Source organism: Mycolicibacterium sichuanense (assembly GCF_033741125.1).
Classification (GTDB): domain Bacteria; phylum Actinomycetota; class Actinomycetes; order Mycobacteriales; family Mycobacteriaceae; genus Mycobacterium.
Genome location: NZ_JAWQPU010000006.1, coordinates 158,200 through 174,000, shown reverse-complemented (window position 1 = coordinate 174,000; position 15,801 = coordinate 158,200). Strand labels below are relative to the sequence as shown.

Here is a 15,801-nt window from a genome sequence, read left to right as displayed (position 1 = left end):
CTCGCCGAGGGTGTGTCGGTTTGCGCCAAACGAATCAGGTTGGGCGTCTACGTGATCGCTAGCGGTGTTGGCGGATGTGGGTGCGGGCGTGCGCGACGGCTTCGTCGAGGGTATCCACGAGGTGGTTCTCGTGGCGCAGGGAATCGATGATGCCGACGTTGGTCAGCAGGTTTCGGTGCTCGGGTTGAACGCCCTTTATGATGACGGTGATGCCGCGGGACTCGAGTTCTTGGGCGATCTGGGTCAGGGTGTGCGCGCCGGTGGCGTCGAGCATCCCAAGTTGGGACAGCCGGATGATCACCACCGAGGTGTCGGGATGGCGTCCATCGACGATGACCGACGAGATGCGTTCGGCCGCACCGAAGAACATGGCTCCGTCCAGGCGCAGCAGTGCGATCTGATCGTCGCCAGGTAGAACCGGGCCGGGAAGGTCTTCTCGCGTGACGCTGCTGCGGCGGGCCAGCGTGTACAGCGCTACCACGGCGGTGACCGCGATACCGATTTCGACGGCCTCGATCAGATCGAAGCACACGGTGACCAATGCGGTCAGCGCGAAGATGAGGGCGTCGGTGCGGGTCGAGCGCACGATTCGGATCATGGTGCGCCAAGCGATCATCCGGCACGCGGTCACCATCAACACCGCCGCCAGCGCGGCCAACGGGATCGCTCCGATCGGTCCGCTGACCAAGTACACCACCGCAAGCAACAGCACCGAGTGGACGATCGCCGCGACCCGCGTCTGGGCCCCGGAACGCACGTTGACCGCCGTGCGTGCAATCGCCCCGGTTGCGGGCATGCCACCGAACGCTCCAGATGCGATCGACGCCAACCCCTGCCCGAGCAGCTCCCGGTTGGGGTCATAGGGCCCGGTTGCGGACATGGTGGCGGCGACTCGGGCCGATAGCAGTGATTCGATCGCCGCCAACGCGGCGACCGCCACCGCCGCCCCGGCCAGGCTGTGCATGGTGGCCAAGTCGGCGTGCGGCCACACGGGGTTGGGCAGCCGGGAGGGCAGTGCCCCGATCCGGGCGACCGGCAATCCTGCAATCACGACCACCGCGGTAACCGCGGCGATCGCGACCAGCGACGCTGGTATCGCTGCGTGCAACCGCGGCAGCACCACCATCAGGGCCACCACCAACGCCACCACGATCAGCGCCGGGCGTGCCGTGGCCGGGTCGACGTCGGCGACGACCGCGGCCGCGGCAGCCAAGGGCGCCTTCCCCTTTGGGAGCGGTTGCCCTATCGCGGCGGGGATCTGCTGCAGGAAGATGATGGTCGCGATGCCGAGGGTGAACCCCTCCACGACTGGCCACGGAATGAACGTCACCGCCCGCCCCAACCCGGTGATACCCGCGAGCGCGACGATGACTCCGGCCGCGACGGTGACCAGGGCAACACTGCCCAGTCCGTAGTGCACGACGATCGGAGCGAGGACGACGGCCATGGCTCCGGTGGGTCCGGAGACCTGCACATGGGAGCCGCCGAAGACCGCGGCCACCACCCCAGCGACGACGGCGGTGACCAGCCCGGCGGCCGCGCCGACCCCGGAGCTGATCCCGAACGCCAACGCCAGCAGCATCGCGACCACCCCGACGGTGACCCCGGCCAGCACATCCCGGCGCCACGAGCGGGCCAGTCCGGCGTAATCGTCGCGGTGCGGGAGCAGTCCGGCCACGGTGCTCTCACGCCAACCGGTCATCGGCGGGTGCCGATCGGTGGCAGTGAACTGACGGCGTCGAGCTGATCGCGTTGGACAGCCAGGGTGTCTGCCAGAAAGATCCGGGCGATGCGCAACAGTTCGGCGATCTTTGGGTGCGCCAGTTGGTAATAGACCGCATTGCCCACCCGGTGACCGCTGACGACGTGGTGGCGCTTCAGTACGGCCAGATGCTGTGAGAGCACGGTTGCTTCGATGTCGCAGCCGGCCAGGATTGCGCTCACCGGGGTTGGCTTGGTGGTGGTGGACAGGATCTCCAGGACGCGGATGCGGGCCGGATGGGCCAGAGCCTTGAACAGGTTGGCCTTGATTTCGTACAGCGGCCGCTCGGGACCCTCCAAGACATTGTCGGCCACCGTTGAGGCCACCCTTCTGATTGATGGATTGAGTAAATTCGCAATTCATCATGATGGGCGATAGCCTGACCCAATGTCCAGTGGTCCCGCGGCGGCGACGAAACCAGGTCCGATCGAGTACCTCACGTACTGCTACGGCCGCCGGCTGCCTGACTGCATGCGTGACTGGGTAGCCCATGATCTGGCCGGGCCGGGGGCAGCGGCGCGGATGATGATCAGGGTCGCCATCCCGGCGGTGTTGATCCTCGCGCCGATCTGGTTGATCCCGATGTCGCTCTATCTGCACGCGAGCATGACCCTGCCGATCTTCCTGCCGTTCGTGTACTTCTCGCACGCCCTCAACAAGATCTGGCGCCGCCACATGCTTGCCAAGCACGGCCTTGATCCCAGCCTCGTCGACGCGATCTCACGCAAGAAGAACGCGCACGTCCACGAGGCCTACGAGCGGCGGTACGGTTCCCGCACGGGCCCTGCCAGCAGTCGCGACGTATGACGACATCACGGCGAAATCCGTTGCGGCAGTGGCCGTGGGCAAGCCCTCTCAGCCCAGGATTGCCCGCGCGGCGCGCTCTGCGATCAGCATGACCGGTGCGTTGGTGTTCCCCGACGTGATGGTGGGCATGGCCGAGGCATCGACCACTCGAAGGCCTGCGACGCGGTACACGCGACAGTCGGTGTCGAGCACCGTGGCGGCCGACCGCGGCGCCCCGTGTGCGTCGAAGGCTCCCATCGCGCACGTGCCCACTGGATGGAAGATGGTGGTACCGAGTTCACCGGCTGCCTGCTGCAGGTCATCGTCGCTCACCAGATGCGGGCCGGGAAGCAATTCTTCCGGGCAGTAGCGGGCCAGGGACGGTGCGGCCATGATCTGCCGGGTCATCCTCAAGCCGCGCACGGCAGCTTCGCGATCGGCGTCGGTGGACAGGTAATTGCAGACGATCTTGGGGTAGGTCAGCGGATCTGCACTGGCTATCCGTACGTGACCTCGAGAGCTGGGTCGCAGATTGCACACCGACGGTGTGATGGCTGCAAAGGGATGCAGAGGTTCGCCAAACTTGGCCAGCGACAAGGGTTGTACGTGCCACTCCAGATCGGGACTGGCCAGCGTGGGGTCACTCCTGGCGAAAGCGCCAAGGGTGGACGGCGGCATCGTCATGGGTCCTGATCGCAGCAGCAGATATTGAAGTCCCATGCCCGCCCGGGTGACCCAGTTGCGGTACAGCGTGTTGACGGTCCTGGCGCCCCGCACCCGGTAGATCGTTCGCAGTTGCAGGTGGTCCTGAAGGTTTTCACCCACTCCGGGCAGATCTACGGCCACCGGCACCTGATGCTGGGCGAGCAACCCGGCCGGGCCCACGCCCGAGGCCTGCATGAGCTGCGGTGACCCAATCGCTCCGGCGCTCAGGATCACCTCGCGGCGGGCGTGGACGTCGACGACTCGGCCATCTTCGAGCACCCGCACACCGGTGGCGCGGTGCGCTGCTTTGGTCCAGGCACCGCGACGCTGACTGTCGCGGACCTGGTCGTCCATCAGCAGCTTCAAGGCTTGGGTCTGGGTGTAGACCACTAGATTCGGTCGGTGGGCGACGGGATGCAGGAAGGCATCGGCCATCGACCAGCGGCGGCCACGGCGTTGGTTGACGTGAAAGTATGCGCTGCCGGCGTTGTCACCGCGGTTGAACTCGTCGATCGGAAGGATGCCCACCTGGGCAGCCGCGGCCTGCCAGGCGTCCAGGATCTTCCACCGCACCCGGGGTCGCTCGACGGCGATCTCACCCCCGGTGCCGTGCCAGTCGTCGGCGCCGCCGAAGTAGTCCTCCAACTCCTTGTAGATCGACAGTGTCTCGCCGGCGTTGTCCCACAGCCAGCGTTCGTCACCGGTGGCCTGCGCCCACAGCTCGTAGTCACTGGCCTGTCCGCGCATGTGGATCATGGCGTTGATCGACGAGCTGCCGCCGATCACGCGGCCCCGCGCATAGTGAATGCTGCGGCCGGCCAGACCTGGGTCGGCCTCGGTCGTGAAGCACCAGTCGGTGCGGGAGTTGGCGATCGTGTACAGGTAACCCACCGGCACCTTGATCCAGAACCAATCGTCCTTGCCGCCAGCTTCGATCAGGAGCACACGATGATCGGGGTTGGCGCTGAGCCGATTTGCCAACAGACAGCCGGCGCTGCCCGCGCCGACGATGACGAAGTCGAACTCGGCGACGGGGCTGGGTTCCGGCATCCGTACACCGTAGGGGAGGACGGGTCGAGCATTGCCCCGCTTTGGCTCACCGGTCGAGAACTGCCTGGCCGCAGCTCATTGCGTAGCGGACTACTGGATGATGCGCGCTGGGATCACGTGATCATCGTCGGGGTCACGCCTCGTCCCGCCAGGCGAGCACCTGCTTGAGAGACGTGAGGTCGTAGCCGTCGTCGGCGGTGAGTTCGGTCTGGAACAGCGTCACACCTGCCTCGCGGAAGGCGTCGGCGCTCTCGGGGTTCTCCCACAACGTCGAGCGCTCGATGTCGGCGCCGCTGCGCCCGAACGTCGCCGCCAGCTCGTCGACGAGGTCGCTGGACTTGCGGAACGCGTCGAGGTCCTGGAATGCGTGCCAAATGTCGGCGTGCCGGGCGACGGCGGGCAACGACCGCTTGGGCCCCGTACCGCCGATCAAGATGGGCAGCTTGCGCACGGGTGGCGGAATCAGCGCGGTGAGCCGATTCTCGATTCGGATCAGGCTTTCATCGAAGAGGTCGAAACGCGAACCGAAGGTGCCGAAGTCGTAACCGTAGGTGGTGTAGTCCTTTTCGTACCACCCCGCACCGAGGCCGAGGATGAGGCGGCCGCCGCTGATGTGATCGACGGTGCGGGCCATGTCGGCCAGCAGGTCGGCGTTGCGGTAACCGACACCGGTGACGAGGAGTCCGATCTCGGCGTGCGAGGTGATCTCACCCCACGACGCCAGCGCGGTCCAGCCCTCGAAGTTCGCGACGTCCGGTTGTTCGTCGAACATCACGGGCTTGCCGTCGACGATGCCCTTCATCGCCGGGCGGTGGAAGTGGTCGTAGCCGAAGATCACGTCGACGCCAAGCGCGTCGGCGCCCACTACGGCGTCGCGCCAGCTGGCGTAGTCGGGCGTGCCGCCTGGCTGGACCTGCACGGCGACGCGGACGGGACGGGTCATGGATGCTCCTGGGTCGGGGACGGTGCGACTCTGGTGCCAAGCTCGCCGATCCCAGGTTTATTCCAACTAGCTTTGTTCGCCAACGCCCGCTGGCCGACCGCCACCCGCCCGTGACGACGGCGCTCGCAGGACGAAGGTGCGTTCACCCGTACCGTTGGCTCCGACGGCTACGCTGCGCCGATCCTCCCGGGCCGTGTCAAGGATTCGACGCACCACGAGCCTCGGGGTGACGGCGACTTCGCACGGCGGCGAACCACCGCACGCCGGCTGAGCCGGCCGCTCGATGATCACCGCCGCTCAACTCAAGCGCTCGTCAGACCAGGCCAGCAGGTCGGCCACCACGCGACGCGCATCGTCGTCGGCGAAATACTGGACACTCACGCCGCGCGTGCCAGTGAGCGTGATCGCCACCATACCGTCCTCTACGCCGACGCTCGCGAGCCGTAGCGATGAATCGCGCTCCAGGCCCACGATTTCGGACAACGCCCGGGTCTCACCCGAGATGAGGCGTGCAGTCATGTCCTCTGCCTTACCAACGCAGCGACGGGGTCCAAACCTGGTCACGTGCCGGGAATTACCCGCGCGAGCAGATAGAGCAATGCGCCCACCGCCAGCAGGGCCGCACCGAACAGCCATACCTTGGCATCCTGCTGGGTCAGCAAGAGGATGCAGGAGCCGACGCCGAGAACCGGCACCGCCGTCCACACACGAAAGTGGCTGTGCTCGAGAGTTTCTCGCCGTAGCACCAGTACCGCCACATTCGTCGAGATGAAGACGATCAACAACAGCAGTACCACCGTCTTGGCGAGCGTGGACACGTCACCGCCGAGGGTGAGCATCATGGCGATCACCGTCGTCGAGACGATCGCAACCCACGGCGTCCGCCGATTGGGCAATAGTCGGGTCAACGCCGAGGGCAACAGTCCCTGCTCGGCCATTCCGTAGGACAGCCTGCTGGACATGATCATCGTCAACAGGGCGCCATTCGCCACGGCGACCAAGGCGATCGCACTGAACACCCAGTTGGGAATGCCCACGCCGGAGGCGCCGACGACAGCGAGCAGGGGGCCCGTCGACTTGGACAGTTGGTCCGGGGACAACGCGGTCGCGCTGGCGACGCCGATCAACACGTAGACCATGCCCGCGGTGAGTAGCGCGCCGAACAGGGCCGTCGGATAGACCCGCCGGGGATCTCGAACCTCCTCGATGACGTTGGCCGAGGTCTCGAAACCCACGAACGAGTAGTACGCCACGATTGCCCCGCTCAAGACTGCGAGCGCGGGTGCCGAGCCGTCCGGAAACGACGTCACGCGGCTCGGGTCGCCACGGCCACCGGAGACCATCATTGCGACCACGACGACGACGATGAGCAGACCCGATAGTTCGACGACTGTCATCACGACGTTGCTCTTGACACTCTCGCTGATGCCCCTGGCGTTGAGTGCCGCAACGACGACCAGGAACGCCATGGCGGCCGGCACTGGCGGGACGTCGACGAAGGTGCGCAGGTAGTCACCGGCGAAGGCGAGGGCGAGACCGGCGGCACTGGTCACGCCGGCGGCGAGCATGCTGAAACCGACCAGGAACGACACCACCGGCCGCCGAAACGCGCGCTCGGCGAACACGGCGGCTCCGCCCGCCTTCGGGTACTTGGTGACGAGTTCGGCGTAGGACCCGGCCGTCAGCAGGGCCATGAGCAACGCCAACAGCAGCGGCGCCCACAGTGCGCCGCCGACGTCCTTGGACAACACTCCCATCAGGGCGTAGATACCCGCGCCGAGGACGTCGCCGAGAATGAACAGGAACAACAGCGGGCCGGTGATGCCACGCTTGAGTCGCCCGGTGCTCTCGTCGTCACCCGATGGGGTCTCGGTCATCCACTCCGTCATGGGGGCGTCTTACCCGCTTCGGTCTGGGGCAAGCGTCGTGGACGCACGGCTAGGGTCGAGTCATGGCAGACGAATCCCTCTACGGCTCCCTCTACGGCGACGTCTATGGCGCCCCAGCCGTGGTCGGCTGACGCCTGGGTCCCGCAGTGGTGAATCGCGCCGTCACCCGGCAGAATCTCGGGGCCTGGGTCATCAAGTGCAATCCACGCAGTACGCCGGTGGAGCCGTTCGTGACCGCGGGCCGGACGAAGTCCACCTGGTGTGTGGCAGCCAACTATCGCTCGCAGCTCATCCGGTCCGGCGACCGGGTGCTGTTCTGGGTCTCGGCGCACCCCAGGCGGGGCATCTGGGGTGCCGGTTGGGTGACGTCCCCGATGTGGGTGCTGGACGGACGCGCGCACGTGACGGTGGCCATTCCGCTCTTCGACGAGCCGCTGGTGGCCATCCGGCTCGGTCGGTTGCCCGAGCTGCGCTCGCTGGAGGTGCTCAGGGCACCGCAGCAGGCCAACCCATCCTGGGTGAGTACCGCCGAGCTGGCGTCGTTGGAGCCGCTGTTGCCCACCGGAGCAAGGGGCGACGGCGAGCACGACGCGAGTTGAAGGGCCACGATCGACCTCATGGCCAACGAAGAGTCCTCTCGCGCAACCTGACTCAGTGTTGGTGCCGCCGTTGGCGCTACTTGCGGGCTGCTCCGCTTCCCGTCGAGCGGCTACAGTCCGAGCTGCAGCCGATATAGTCGGGCGTAGGTACCGTCCGGCACCGCCATGAGTTCGCGATGGGTACCGCGCTCGGTGACGACGCCATCGTCGATGACGAGGATCACGTCGGCGGTGCGAATCGTACTGAGGCGGTGGGCGATGATGATGACGGTCTTGTCCCTCGTGAGCCGATCGAGGCCTTCGATCACCATTTCCTCGGACTCGGCGTCGAGCGCCGCGGTGGGTTCGTCGAGGATGAGGATCGGGTTTTCGCGAATGAACGCGCGGGCGATGCCGATCCGCTGGCGCTGTCCACCCGACAGGGTGAGCCCGCGTTCGCCCACGGCGCTGTCGTATCCGTGTGGCATCCGCTCGATGAACTCGTGGGCATTGGCCAGTTTCGCGGCGGCAACGACCTCGTCTCGGGTCGCTCCTGGACGCCCGAAGGCGATGTTGTCGCCGATGGTTCCACGAAACAGGACGGTGTCCTGCAGCACGAATCCGATCTGTTGGCGCAGGGGATGCAACTGGTAGTCGCAGATGTTCACGCCGTCGATCTGAATCGCGCCGGAGTCTGTGTCTCGGAAGCGCGGAAGAAGGCTGACGATTGTCGACTTGCCGCTGCCCGTCGGGCCGACGATGCCCACGGTTTGGCCTGGATCGATGCGAAACGTGATGTCCCGCAGCACCGGAACATCGACGTCGTATCCGAAGGAGACGTGATCGAAGGTGATCGAGCCCGTGAAGGGCGGTGGCATTCGCGCGTCAGGACGTTCCGGTACCACGTAGTCGGCGTCCAGGATTGCCTTGACCCGTTCGAACGCGACCGACACCGCTGCAATGGTGTTGCTCATGACTGCGAGTTCGCGAATGGGTTGGAAGAACTTGGCGAGGTAGGAAAGGAAGACCGTCAACGTCCCCGCCGTCATGGCCCCGGACACGATGAGAAGTCCACCTCGCCACAACACGAGACCGGTGCACAGCGCGACGGCCAACCCCACGATTGGCGTCAGCACTGCCGACACGCGGCGCGCCCTCAACCATGCGGTGATCGTCTCTTCGCTGGCGCGGACCAACTGTTGCTCCTCGACGTCCTGGCGGTCGAAGGCCTGTACCACCTCGATGCCCTCGAGGCCCTGCTGCAGAGTCGACATGAGTTCTGACTGACGTGTGCGGACGTCTCGGGTCGCAGTTCTGATCATGGCGTTCACGCGCCAGACGAACAGGGCGAGGAAGGGGACCACGCCGATGGCGATGAGCGCGAAATCCATTCGCAAGAGCAGCATCACGACGACCATGCCGATGATCGTGACGGTATCGGTGACGATGTTGAGGGTGGATACCGAAGCGAAGTTCTGGATGGTCTGAACATCGGTCATGATCGTGGACAGGAGCGTTCCGACGCGGTTCTGGTCGAAGAATCCGAGTGAGAACAGCTGCAGACGGTGGAAGGTCCGGACCCGGAGGTCGTTGGCGACTCGCTGGCCAAGCATCTCCGTCGCGTAGTTCGACACGTAGAACGCCAACCCGGTGACCACCGCGATCAACACCGTGGCCAGGCCTGCGGCGGCGGCGATGTGTCCCTTTCCGGCCCCGCCGAGGAGGGGGAGGAACCAGGCGATCCAGGTGGGCGGGGGATGGTTTCCGACGACGTTGTCCAAGATGGCCTGGAGCGGCCAGGGAACGGCCAGGCTCATGGCAGTCTGCACGGCCATCGACATAGCGATGATGGCGATGCTGCCGCGGTAGGGACGGAGCAGATCGGCGATCAGGCGCAGCATCTCGCGTTCCTCGTCATCCGTGCAGTTACTCGCCGGCCCACCCATGACCGACCCCGCGCCACTGAAAGGGGCGACGATACGCCGGGGGTGACGCGCGACGCTGATACTAGCGACCGGAGGGCCGACGGAATAGGGCGATCACCAGCAAGCCGAACTGCGGCCCGGTACATCACCCGGTCTGCGCTTGTTCATCCGCTCGTTGCCCGTTCGGCGTGTGGTCACGGACCGCTTCCGGTAAAACGTATTCACCGGCACACGGTGACGATCGAAGGAGTCGAGCGATGTTGACGATGCGGGATCACGGCGTGGAGGACTATGCCGATCTACGGGACATGGATGCCACGGACGTCGGTGTGCTGGGTGACGACGACCGCGAGTGTCTGACTGAGTTGGGCGAGTACCTCGTTGGTGCCGGCGCCTGGCAGCGATTTGCGATCTGGTTGCTACACAAGCACTTCGAGCCTTCCGATGACGAGCTGTTCGTCGAAAGCGCCAGTGCCGAGCCCAGAAGGATGCAAACTACGCTCATCGACCGGTCCCATGTCGACATGGCCGCTCTGCACCCGACCGCGGTGCGCTTCGATGGCTCGGTCGAATCCGGGACCGGCGTCGTGGGTATGGAGTTCTCCTCGATGGCAGACCTCGGGGCGACCTCACCGGTTTCCGACGACGACGAGGCCGTCCTGGCAGGTATCGAGCAGCGCCTGCGCGCGCGAGCCAAGTCCGACCGATTCGGGGTGAAACTCGTCCGCGATCCGCTCAACCTGGCGGCCGACGAGGTGCTGCTAGAGACGTGTGACTTCGGGAATCGGATCCTCAGCAGCGACGTGACGGGACGGACGGCGATCGAACCGGGCACATTCATCGAGACGGTGTGGAACTTTCGCCCCGCTGCGAACGGGGCGGACATCGTCGTGATGCAGGACTGCAACATCGGCTGCTTCAGCGAGCCCACGGAGGGCCACACCCTCGCTCACGGCCAGGGCGCCGGTAACAACCAGGACGATTAGATTCGTTCATCGAAGCACGAATTCGTCGAGGGTCGGCGTCTCTGGGTAGTCCGACGACCCGCGGTGCTCTGCTCCATCGTCTCGGCCCGTTGCCGCGGACGCAGTTGAGCGGACGCCGCACCGCGGGCAGGACGGAGACCGACGATGGACCTGTTCGTGTCCTCGATCGACTGGAACGGCCAGTTGACGGCCTCGATGTGGTGGATCTCGTGCACGTGGTCCGCAAGTGCGGCGGGGGCACTCGTCGTCGGGGTCGCTCTAATCCGGTTCACCACGTGGGGTCGACGTTTCTGGCGTGTCACCGGAGGCTTCTTCACGGGTCGCCGCAGTGTCCGCGTATGGGCGGTGCTGGCGGTGCTCCTATTCTCGGTCGTCACCTCCGTGCGTCTCGCGGTACTGATGAGCTACTACAACAACGACCTCTTCTCGGCGTTGCAGACCGCGTTTCAAGGCGCCAGCGCGCACGACCTCGCGAAGCGCGACTCCGGTATTCACGGGTTCTGGATTGCCATCGCAATCTTCTGCGTGCTCGCCACGATCACCGTGGTGCGTATCGTCCTCGACACGTATTTGACGCAGCGCTTCATCATCGCGTGGCGGGTGTGGTTGACCGACCGCCTGTGCGGCGACTGGCTCGACGATGACGTCTACTACCGCACTCAACTCGCGGGGGATGGAGTGGACAACCCCGATCAGCGGATTCAGCAGGACATCGATGTCTTGACCACGGGAGTAGGTGCGAGCACCAACGTGCCGTCGTACTACTCACAGAGCATGTTGCCCTTCGGTGCGCTGAACTCGGTGATCTCGGTGGCCTCGTTCGCGGCGATCCTGTGGAGGCTGTCTGGCACGGTGACCGTGTTGGAAATCGGGATTCCACGAGCCCTGTTCTGGATCGTAATCCTCTACGTCTTGGTGGCGTCGGCCATCACGTTCCGGATCGGCCGTCCCTTGATCGCGTTGAGTTACCGCAACGAACAGACCAATGCCGCATTCCGCTACGCGATGATCCGCGTGCGCGACGCGGCCGAGGCCGTCGCCTTCATCAAGGGCGCGCGCGCCGAGCGTCGCCGACTCGATGCGGCCTTCGGCGCCGTCATCGGGAACTATCGGCGCTATCTGGGGCGAACGTTGCGCATGATTGGATGGAATTACTCGGTTACCCAGGCGATCACGCCGCTGCCCTTCCTGGTGCAGGCGCCACGCTTGTTCGCCGGTGCGGTCACCTTGGGCGACGTCATGCAATCCGGGACGGCGTTCGGAAAGATCGAAAGCGGCCTGTCGTTCTTTCGCAACGCTTACAGCCAGTTCGCCAGCTACGACGCCACCATCGTTCGGTTAGACGGCCTGATGCAGGACAACGCGCGCGCCCGCCGGCTACCAAGGATGGCCAGCGGGCCGAGCGTCGACGGATTGGTGCGTCTCGACGGTGTCGAGGTGCGCTCCCTGGCTGGTGACCGGCTCGTCGCGTCGCTCGATCTGCAGTTGAGGCCAGGCGAGTGGTTGGTCGTCTCGGGCCGGTCCGGGACCGGCAAGACGACAATGTTGCGCGGCCTGGCCGGCATGTGGCCGGCCGTAGGTGGTCGATGGCATCGACCCGATGGACGATACGAGACGATGTTCGTCTCGCAGCTGCTCTACATGCCGCTAGGCGAATTGCGTTCGGTGGTGTGCTATCCGCACCGTGCGGGTGATGTCAGCGACGAGCGTCTTCGCGCCGTGCTCTCCCACGTCCTGCTCGACCAGCTGAACGATCGGCTCGACGAGGCACGCGACTGGGCGAAGGTGCTCTCGCCCGGTGAGCAGCAACGAGTTTCATTCGCCAGGGTGCTGCTGACCCGACCGAAGGTGGTCTTCCTCGACGAGGCGACTTCCGCCCTGGACGAGGGCGTGGAACGCGCGCTTTACCGGGTGCTCCGTGACAGCCTGCCCAACCTGATAGTGATCAACGTGAGCCACCACGGCTCCGTTCATCGACACCATGATCGGCATCTCGAATTGTTGGGCGACGGTGGGTGGAGGTTGCACAGCATTGCGGCACCGGGCTGAACCCGGGCGGGAATCAGCGCCCGCTGTCGACCGAGGGGGACTCTGCCAGTACCCCTACTACGGGGATCTCCCTGACGCGGTGATTGCCGCTTAGCGTGTCACGCGTGGTAGGAAGCCAATTCTCGACGCATGCGGAACGTTTCAATCTGACTGGTAAGCGCGCCCTGGTCACCGGCGGCACCCGGGGGATCGGAATGATGATCGCCCGCGGGCTGCTTCAGGCCGGCGCCAGTGTGGTCGTCAGCTCACGCAACGCAGAGGCGTGCGCTCGGGCGCGGGACCAGTTGTCCCAATTCGGCGACGTCCTGGCCGTACCCGCGGATCTGTCCCGACACGACGGATGCGAGCGCCTCGCTCAACTCGTCACGGCCGACTCCGGGAGTCTGGACATCCTCGTCAACAATGCGGGTGCGATGTGGGACGAACCGCTGGAAAACTTCCCGGACGCTGCCTGGGACGCCGTCGTCGACCTCAACCTGAAGGCACCGTTTTGGCTGGTGCAGGCGCTGCTTCCGGCGCTGCGCAAGGCCGGGACCGCAGACGATCCCGCACGGATCATCAACATCGGCAGCATCGCCGCCATTCACATCCCTGCGCGGCCCAACTACTCGTACTCCAGCAGCAAGGCTGCGCTGCATCAACTCACCAGAGTGCTCGCCAAGGAGCTTGGCCCGCAACACGTCACGGTCAACGCGGTGGCTCCGGGACCGTTCCCGTCGTCCATGATGGCTGCCACCCTCGACGAACTCGGCGAGGCGATCGCGGCGGCGGCGCCGCTGCGTCGGATCGGCCGCGACGACGACATGGCGGGGGTGGCCGTGTTCCTCGCCAGCAGGGCAGGCGCCTATCTGACCGGCACCGTCATCCCGGTAGACGGGGGCATCGCCACGACCGCGTAATACTGAATGGATGGCTGTCGAGCTCGATCTGCGTACCGAGATCCGGGAGTTTCTGACGTCGCGTCGCGCTCGCGTCACGCCTGAGGTGGCTGGATTGCCCACCTACGGCGGCCGGCGTCGGGTCAAGGGACTGCGCCGTGAGGAGGTAGCGCTGCTCGCGGGAGTCTCGGTCGAGTACTACGTCCGCATCGAGCGCGGCAGCTTGGCTGGGACGTCGGACGGAGTGCTCGACGCGCTGGCGTCGGCGTTGAGGCTCGACGACGCGGAGCGGGATCACCTGTTCCATCTGGCACGCCGGTCGGAGGTGCCGGTTGGTCGACGGCGCCGCCCGCCAGCGTCGCTGGTGCGTCCGGCGCTGCAAGACGTTCTCGATGCGATCACCGATGCGCCGGCGTTGATCCGCAACTCGCGCTACGACGTGCTTGCGATGAATCGCCTTGGCCGCGCTCTGTATTCACCGGTGTTGGCGGACCCGCGACGGCCCGCCAACACCGCGCGGTTCGTGTACCTGAACCCCTGCGAAGCCGAGGCGTTCTTCGTCGACTACGACCAGGTGGCGCGGAATGCGGCCGCGATGTTGCGGATGGAACTGGGCCGCAGCCCGTACGACGACGAGCTCCTAGCTCTGCTGAGCGAATTATCAACGGGCAGTGAGCGATTCCGACAGCTGTGGGCGTGTCGTGACGTTCGACAGAAGGGACATGGCAGCAAGCGGCTGAACCATCCCGTGGTGGGGCGGCTCGACGTGAACTTCGAGTCCTTGGACCTCGCCACCGAACCCGGTCTGCAGTTGAACGTCTACACCGCACCGGAGGGTGGGGCGACCGCGAAGAACTACGCAAGGTTGGCGTCGTTGGCCAGCCAGGAGGCGCGGTGACGTGACCGTCACCGTCCGAGACATCGGTCAGTCCGGCGGCGCGGCAGTTGCCATCCATGCCGACACGAGCGCGCGGAGCAGGTCCGGCTCGACGCCTCGTCAGCTCGGGTCCAACCCGAAGGTCACGGGGCGGCGACGTCGAGAACGACTCGAAAGCGCGCGCGGCCCGACATCATGCGTTCGTAGGCCTGGGGTGCGTCGGCGAAGGCCATGGGCTCGATCATCGGCGAGATCTGATGGGCGATGCTGAAGGCCAGGTTGTCCTCGTTCTAGACGGCCGACCCGGTCAGGCTGCCCACCACGCTGCGGCCCCCGAAGATCAGATCCGAGGTTCGTACCTCGATGGGGTCGGGGGCGGCGCCGACGACCACCAGTCGGCCGCGTGGGCGAAGTCCGGCGAGCAGCGGACTCATGGACGCACCACTGGCGGCCGTGGCGATGATCGCCGATGCTCCACCGAGTGCGGTCAGAGCTTCCCCGGGGTCCTCAATCGCACTGTCGATGTAATGTTCGGCGCCCAAATCGGCTGCCAATGACGACTTCTCGGATCCGCGGGCAATGGCGGCGACGCGGTAGCCCATCTTGCGGGCGTACTGGATTCCGAGATGCCCCAATCCTCCGATGCCCTGTATGGCGACCAGGCCGTTCAATGCCGCGGTGCTGGCTCTGAGGGCATTGAACAGCGTCAACCCGGCGCACAGCAGGGGAGCCGCCGTCAACGGATCGAACTCGTCGGGAATGCGGACGAGCCCGCTCGACCGGGCGTACACCATTTCGGCGTATCCGCCGTCGACGGTGGTTCCGGGCTGAGGTTGATCGGTGCAGTCGACGAACTCACCTCGACGGCAATGGTCACACTGGTTGCATTGCCCCCCGAGGAATCCCAACCCGACGCGTTGGCCGACAGTCCATCCCCGAACCCCGGTGCCCACGGCGTCGATGACGCCGACCACTTCGTGACCGGGGACCACGGGACGGTGTGGGTCCTCGCGTTGGCCCTCCACGGCGAGCACGTCGCTATGGCAGACGCCGCATGCCAGGGTGCGGATGCGAACCTGCCCGTCGAGCGGTTCGACGACGTCTCGCTCGACGAGGGTGAAGTTGCGCTGCCCGCTGACTTGGTATGCCCGGTAGGTCTGCATCGTCGTTCCCCTTCATGTGCCGTCCTTCGGTCCGTCGCACACCACGACACCAAGACCGAGCCTCGGGCGGTATCCGCACGATGACTCTTCGTCGACGTCCCCGCCACGACGTGACTCCCTCGCGCCCAGATCAGGACAGGAAGCGACTGACTTCGGCGGCGAAGTCCGCTGCGTGTTGAAAGAGGAATCCGTGACCGGCGTTGCTGTAGA

General features: G+C 65.6%; 14 protein-coding genes. 6 read left to right on the top strand and 8 right to left on the bottom strand.

The window, feature by feature from the left end:
• Positions 1-58 precede the first annotated feature (58 nt).
• Both SBI80_RS19200 and SBI80_RS19195 read right to left on the bottom strand, forming a co-directional pair.
• Positions 59-1,702, bottom strand: a complete 1,644-nt coding sequence (locus tag SBI80_RS19200; protein ID WP_318976393.1) for a SulP family inorganic anion transporter — start codon at positions 1,700-1,702, stop codon at positions 59-61.
• Positions 1,699-2,076: an ArsR/SmtB family transcription factor gene (locus SBI80_RS19195; protein WP_318976392.1), complete on the bottom strand. Its 378-nt coding sequence runs from the start codon at positions 2,074-2,076 to the stop codon at positions 1,699-1,701. The genes SBI80_RS19200 and SBI80_RS19195 overlap by 4 nt, the downstream gene beginning before the upstream one ends.
• Before the next feature lie 73 nt (positions 2,077-2,149).
• Here SBI80_RS19195 and SBI80_RS19190 point away from each other — a divergent pair, with 73 nt between their 5' ends.
• Positions 2,150-2,569, top strand: coding sequence for a DUF5313 domain-containing protein (locus SBI80_RS19190; protein WP_318976391.1), 420 nt, complete (start codon positions 2,150-2,152; stop codon positions 2,567-2,569).
• Positions 2,570-2,617: 48 nt separating this feature from the next.
• Here the strand turns inward: SBI80_RS19190 and SBI80_RS19185 are convergent, their stop codons facing one another.
• The 4 genes from SBI80_RS19185 to SBI80_RS19170 all read right to left on the bottom strand — a co-directional run bounded on the left by SBI80_RS19185 (position 2,618) and on the right by SBI80_RS19170 (position 7,123).
• On the bottom strand, positions 2,618-4,303 hold the full coding sequence (locus SBI80_RS19185) for a GMC family oxidoreductase (protein WP_318976390.1): 1,686 nt from the start codon (positions 4,301-4,303) through the stop codon (positions 2,618-2,620).
• 133 nt (positions 4,304-4,436) lie between these two features.
• Positions 4,437-5,246 (bottom strand): LLM class F420-dependent oxidoreductase, encoded by an 810-nt coding sequence (locus SBI80_RS19180; protein ID WP_318976389.1) that lies wholly within the window; start codon positions 5,244-5,246, stop codon positions 4,437-4,439.
• A 297-nt stretch (positions 5,247-5,543) separates the two neighbouring features.
• Positions 5,544-5,765, bottom strand: coding sequence for a hypothetical protein (locus tag SBI80_RS19175; protein ID WP_318976388.1), 222 nt, complete (start codon positions 5,763-5,765; stop codon positions 5,544-5,546).
• A 41-nt stretch (positions 5,766-5,806) separates the two neighbouring features.
• Positions 5,807-7,123, bottom strand: a complete 1,317-nt coding sequence (locus tag SBI80_RS19170; protein ID WP_318976387.1) for an APC family permease — start codon at positions 7,121-7,123, stop codon at positions 5,807-5,809.
• Positions 7,124-7,365: 242 nt separating this feature from the next.
• Here SBI80_RS19170 and SBI80_RS19165 point away from each other — a divergent pair, with 242 nt between their 5' ends.
• On the top strand, positions 7,366-7,734 hold the full coding sequence (locus tag SBI80_RS19165; RefSeq protein WP_318976386.1) for a hypothetical protein: 369 nt from the start codon (positions 7,366-7,368) through the stop codon (positions 7,732-7,734).
• 110 nt (positions 7,735-7,844) lie between these two features.
• Here SBI80_RS19165 and SBI80_RS19160 read toward each other — a convergent pair whose 3' ends face one another.
• A complete protein-coding gene (locus SBI80_RS19160) occupies positions 7,845-9,614 on the bottom strand; it encodes an ABC transporter ATP-binding protein (protein WP_318976385.1) in 1,770 nt (589 codons plus the stop codon).
• Between the two features lie 281 nt (positions 9,615-9,895).
• On the opposite strand from SBI80_RS19160, the gene SBI80_RS19155 reads away from it, so the two are divergent.
• The 4 genes from SBI80_RS19155 (at position 9,896) to SBI80_RS19140 (ending at position 14,449) form a co-directional block, all read left to right on the top strand.
• Positions 9,896-10,624, top strand: coding sequence for a hypothetical protein (locus SBI80_RS19155; RefSeq protein WP_318976384.1), 729 nt, complete (start codon positions 9,896-9,898; stop codon positions 10,622-10,624).
• Between the two features lie 144 nt (positions 10,625-10,768).
• The gene (locus tag SBI80_RS19150) at positions 10,769-12,673 is read left to right on the top strand and encodes an ABC transporter ATP-binding protein/permease (RefSeq protein WP_318976383.1); all 1,905 of its coding nucleotides are present in this window, start codon (positions 10,769-10,771) and stop codon (positions 12,671-12,673) included.
• Between the two features lie 104 nt (positions 12,674-12,777).
• Entirely contained in the window at positions 12,778-13,572 is a 795-nt protein-coding gene (locus SBI80_RS19145; protein WP_318976382.1) for an SDR family oxidoreductase, read from the top strand.
• A 10-nt stretch (positions 13,573-13,582) separates the two neighbouring features.
• Positions 13,583-14,449: a helix-turn-helix transcriptional regulator gene (locus SBI80_RS19140; RefSeq protein WP_318976381.1), complete on the top strand. Its 867-nt coding sequence runs from the start codon at positions 13,583-13,585 to the stop codon at positions 14,447-14,449.
• A 269-nt stretch (positions 14,450-14,718) separates the two neighbouring features.
• Here the strand turns inward: SBI80_RS19140 and SBI80_RS19135 are convergent, their stop codons facing one another.
• The gene (locus SBI80_RS19135) at positions 14,719-15,591 is read right to left on the bottom strand and encodes an alcohol dehydrogenase catalytic domain-containing protein (protein WP_318976380.1); all 873 of its coding nucleotides are present in this window, start codon (positions 15,589-15,591) and stop codon (positions 14,719-14,721) included.
• Between the last annotated feature and the right edge of the window lie 210 nt (positions 15,592-15,801).

Coding starts and splice junctions, on each gene's coding strand:
- SBI80_RS19175 (WP_318976388.1), bottom strand. CDS start 5,765: ATGACTGCACGCCTCATCTCGGGTGAGACCCGGGCGTTGTCCGAAATC.
- SBI80_RS19155 (WP_318976384.1), top strand. CDS start 9,896: ATGTTGACGATGCGGGATCACGGCGTGGAGGACTATGCCGATCTACGG.
- SBI80_RS19140 (WP_318976381.1), top strand. CDS start 13,583: ATGGCTGTCGAGCTCGATCTGCGTACCGAGATCCGGGAGTTTCTGACG.
- SBI80_RS19170 (WP_318976387.1), bottom strand. CDS start 7,123: ATGACCGAGACCCCATCGGGTGACGACGAGAGCACCGGGCGACTCAAG.
- SBI80_RS19190 (WP_318976391.1), top strand. CDS start 2,150: ATGTCCAGTGGTCCCGCGGCGGCGACGAAACCAGGTCCGATCGAGTAC.
- SBI80_RS19185 (WP_318976390.1), bottom strand. CDS start 4,303: ATGCCGGAACCCAGCCCCGTCGCCGAGTTCGACTTCGTCATCGTCGGC.
- SBI80_RS19150 (WP_318976383.1), top strand. CDS start 10,769: ATGGACCTGTTCGTGTCCTCGATCGACTGGAACGGCCAGTTGACGGCC.
- SBI80_RS19160 (WP_318976385.1), bottom strand. CDS start 9,614: ATGCTGCGCCTGATCGCCGATCTGCTCCGTCCCTACCGCGGCAGCATC.
- SBI80_RS19180 (WP_318976389.1), bottom strand. CDS start 5,246: ATGACCCGTCCCGTCCGCGTCGCCGTGCAGGTCCAGCCAGGCGGCACG.
- SBI80_RS19135 (WP_318976380.1), bottom strand. CDS start 15,591: ATGCAGACCTACCGGGCATACCAAGTCAGCGGGCAGCGCAACTTCACC.
- SBI80_RS19200 (WP_318976393.1), bottom strand. CDS start 1,702: ATGACCGGTTGGCGTGAGAGCACCGTGGCCGGACTGCTCCCGCACCGC.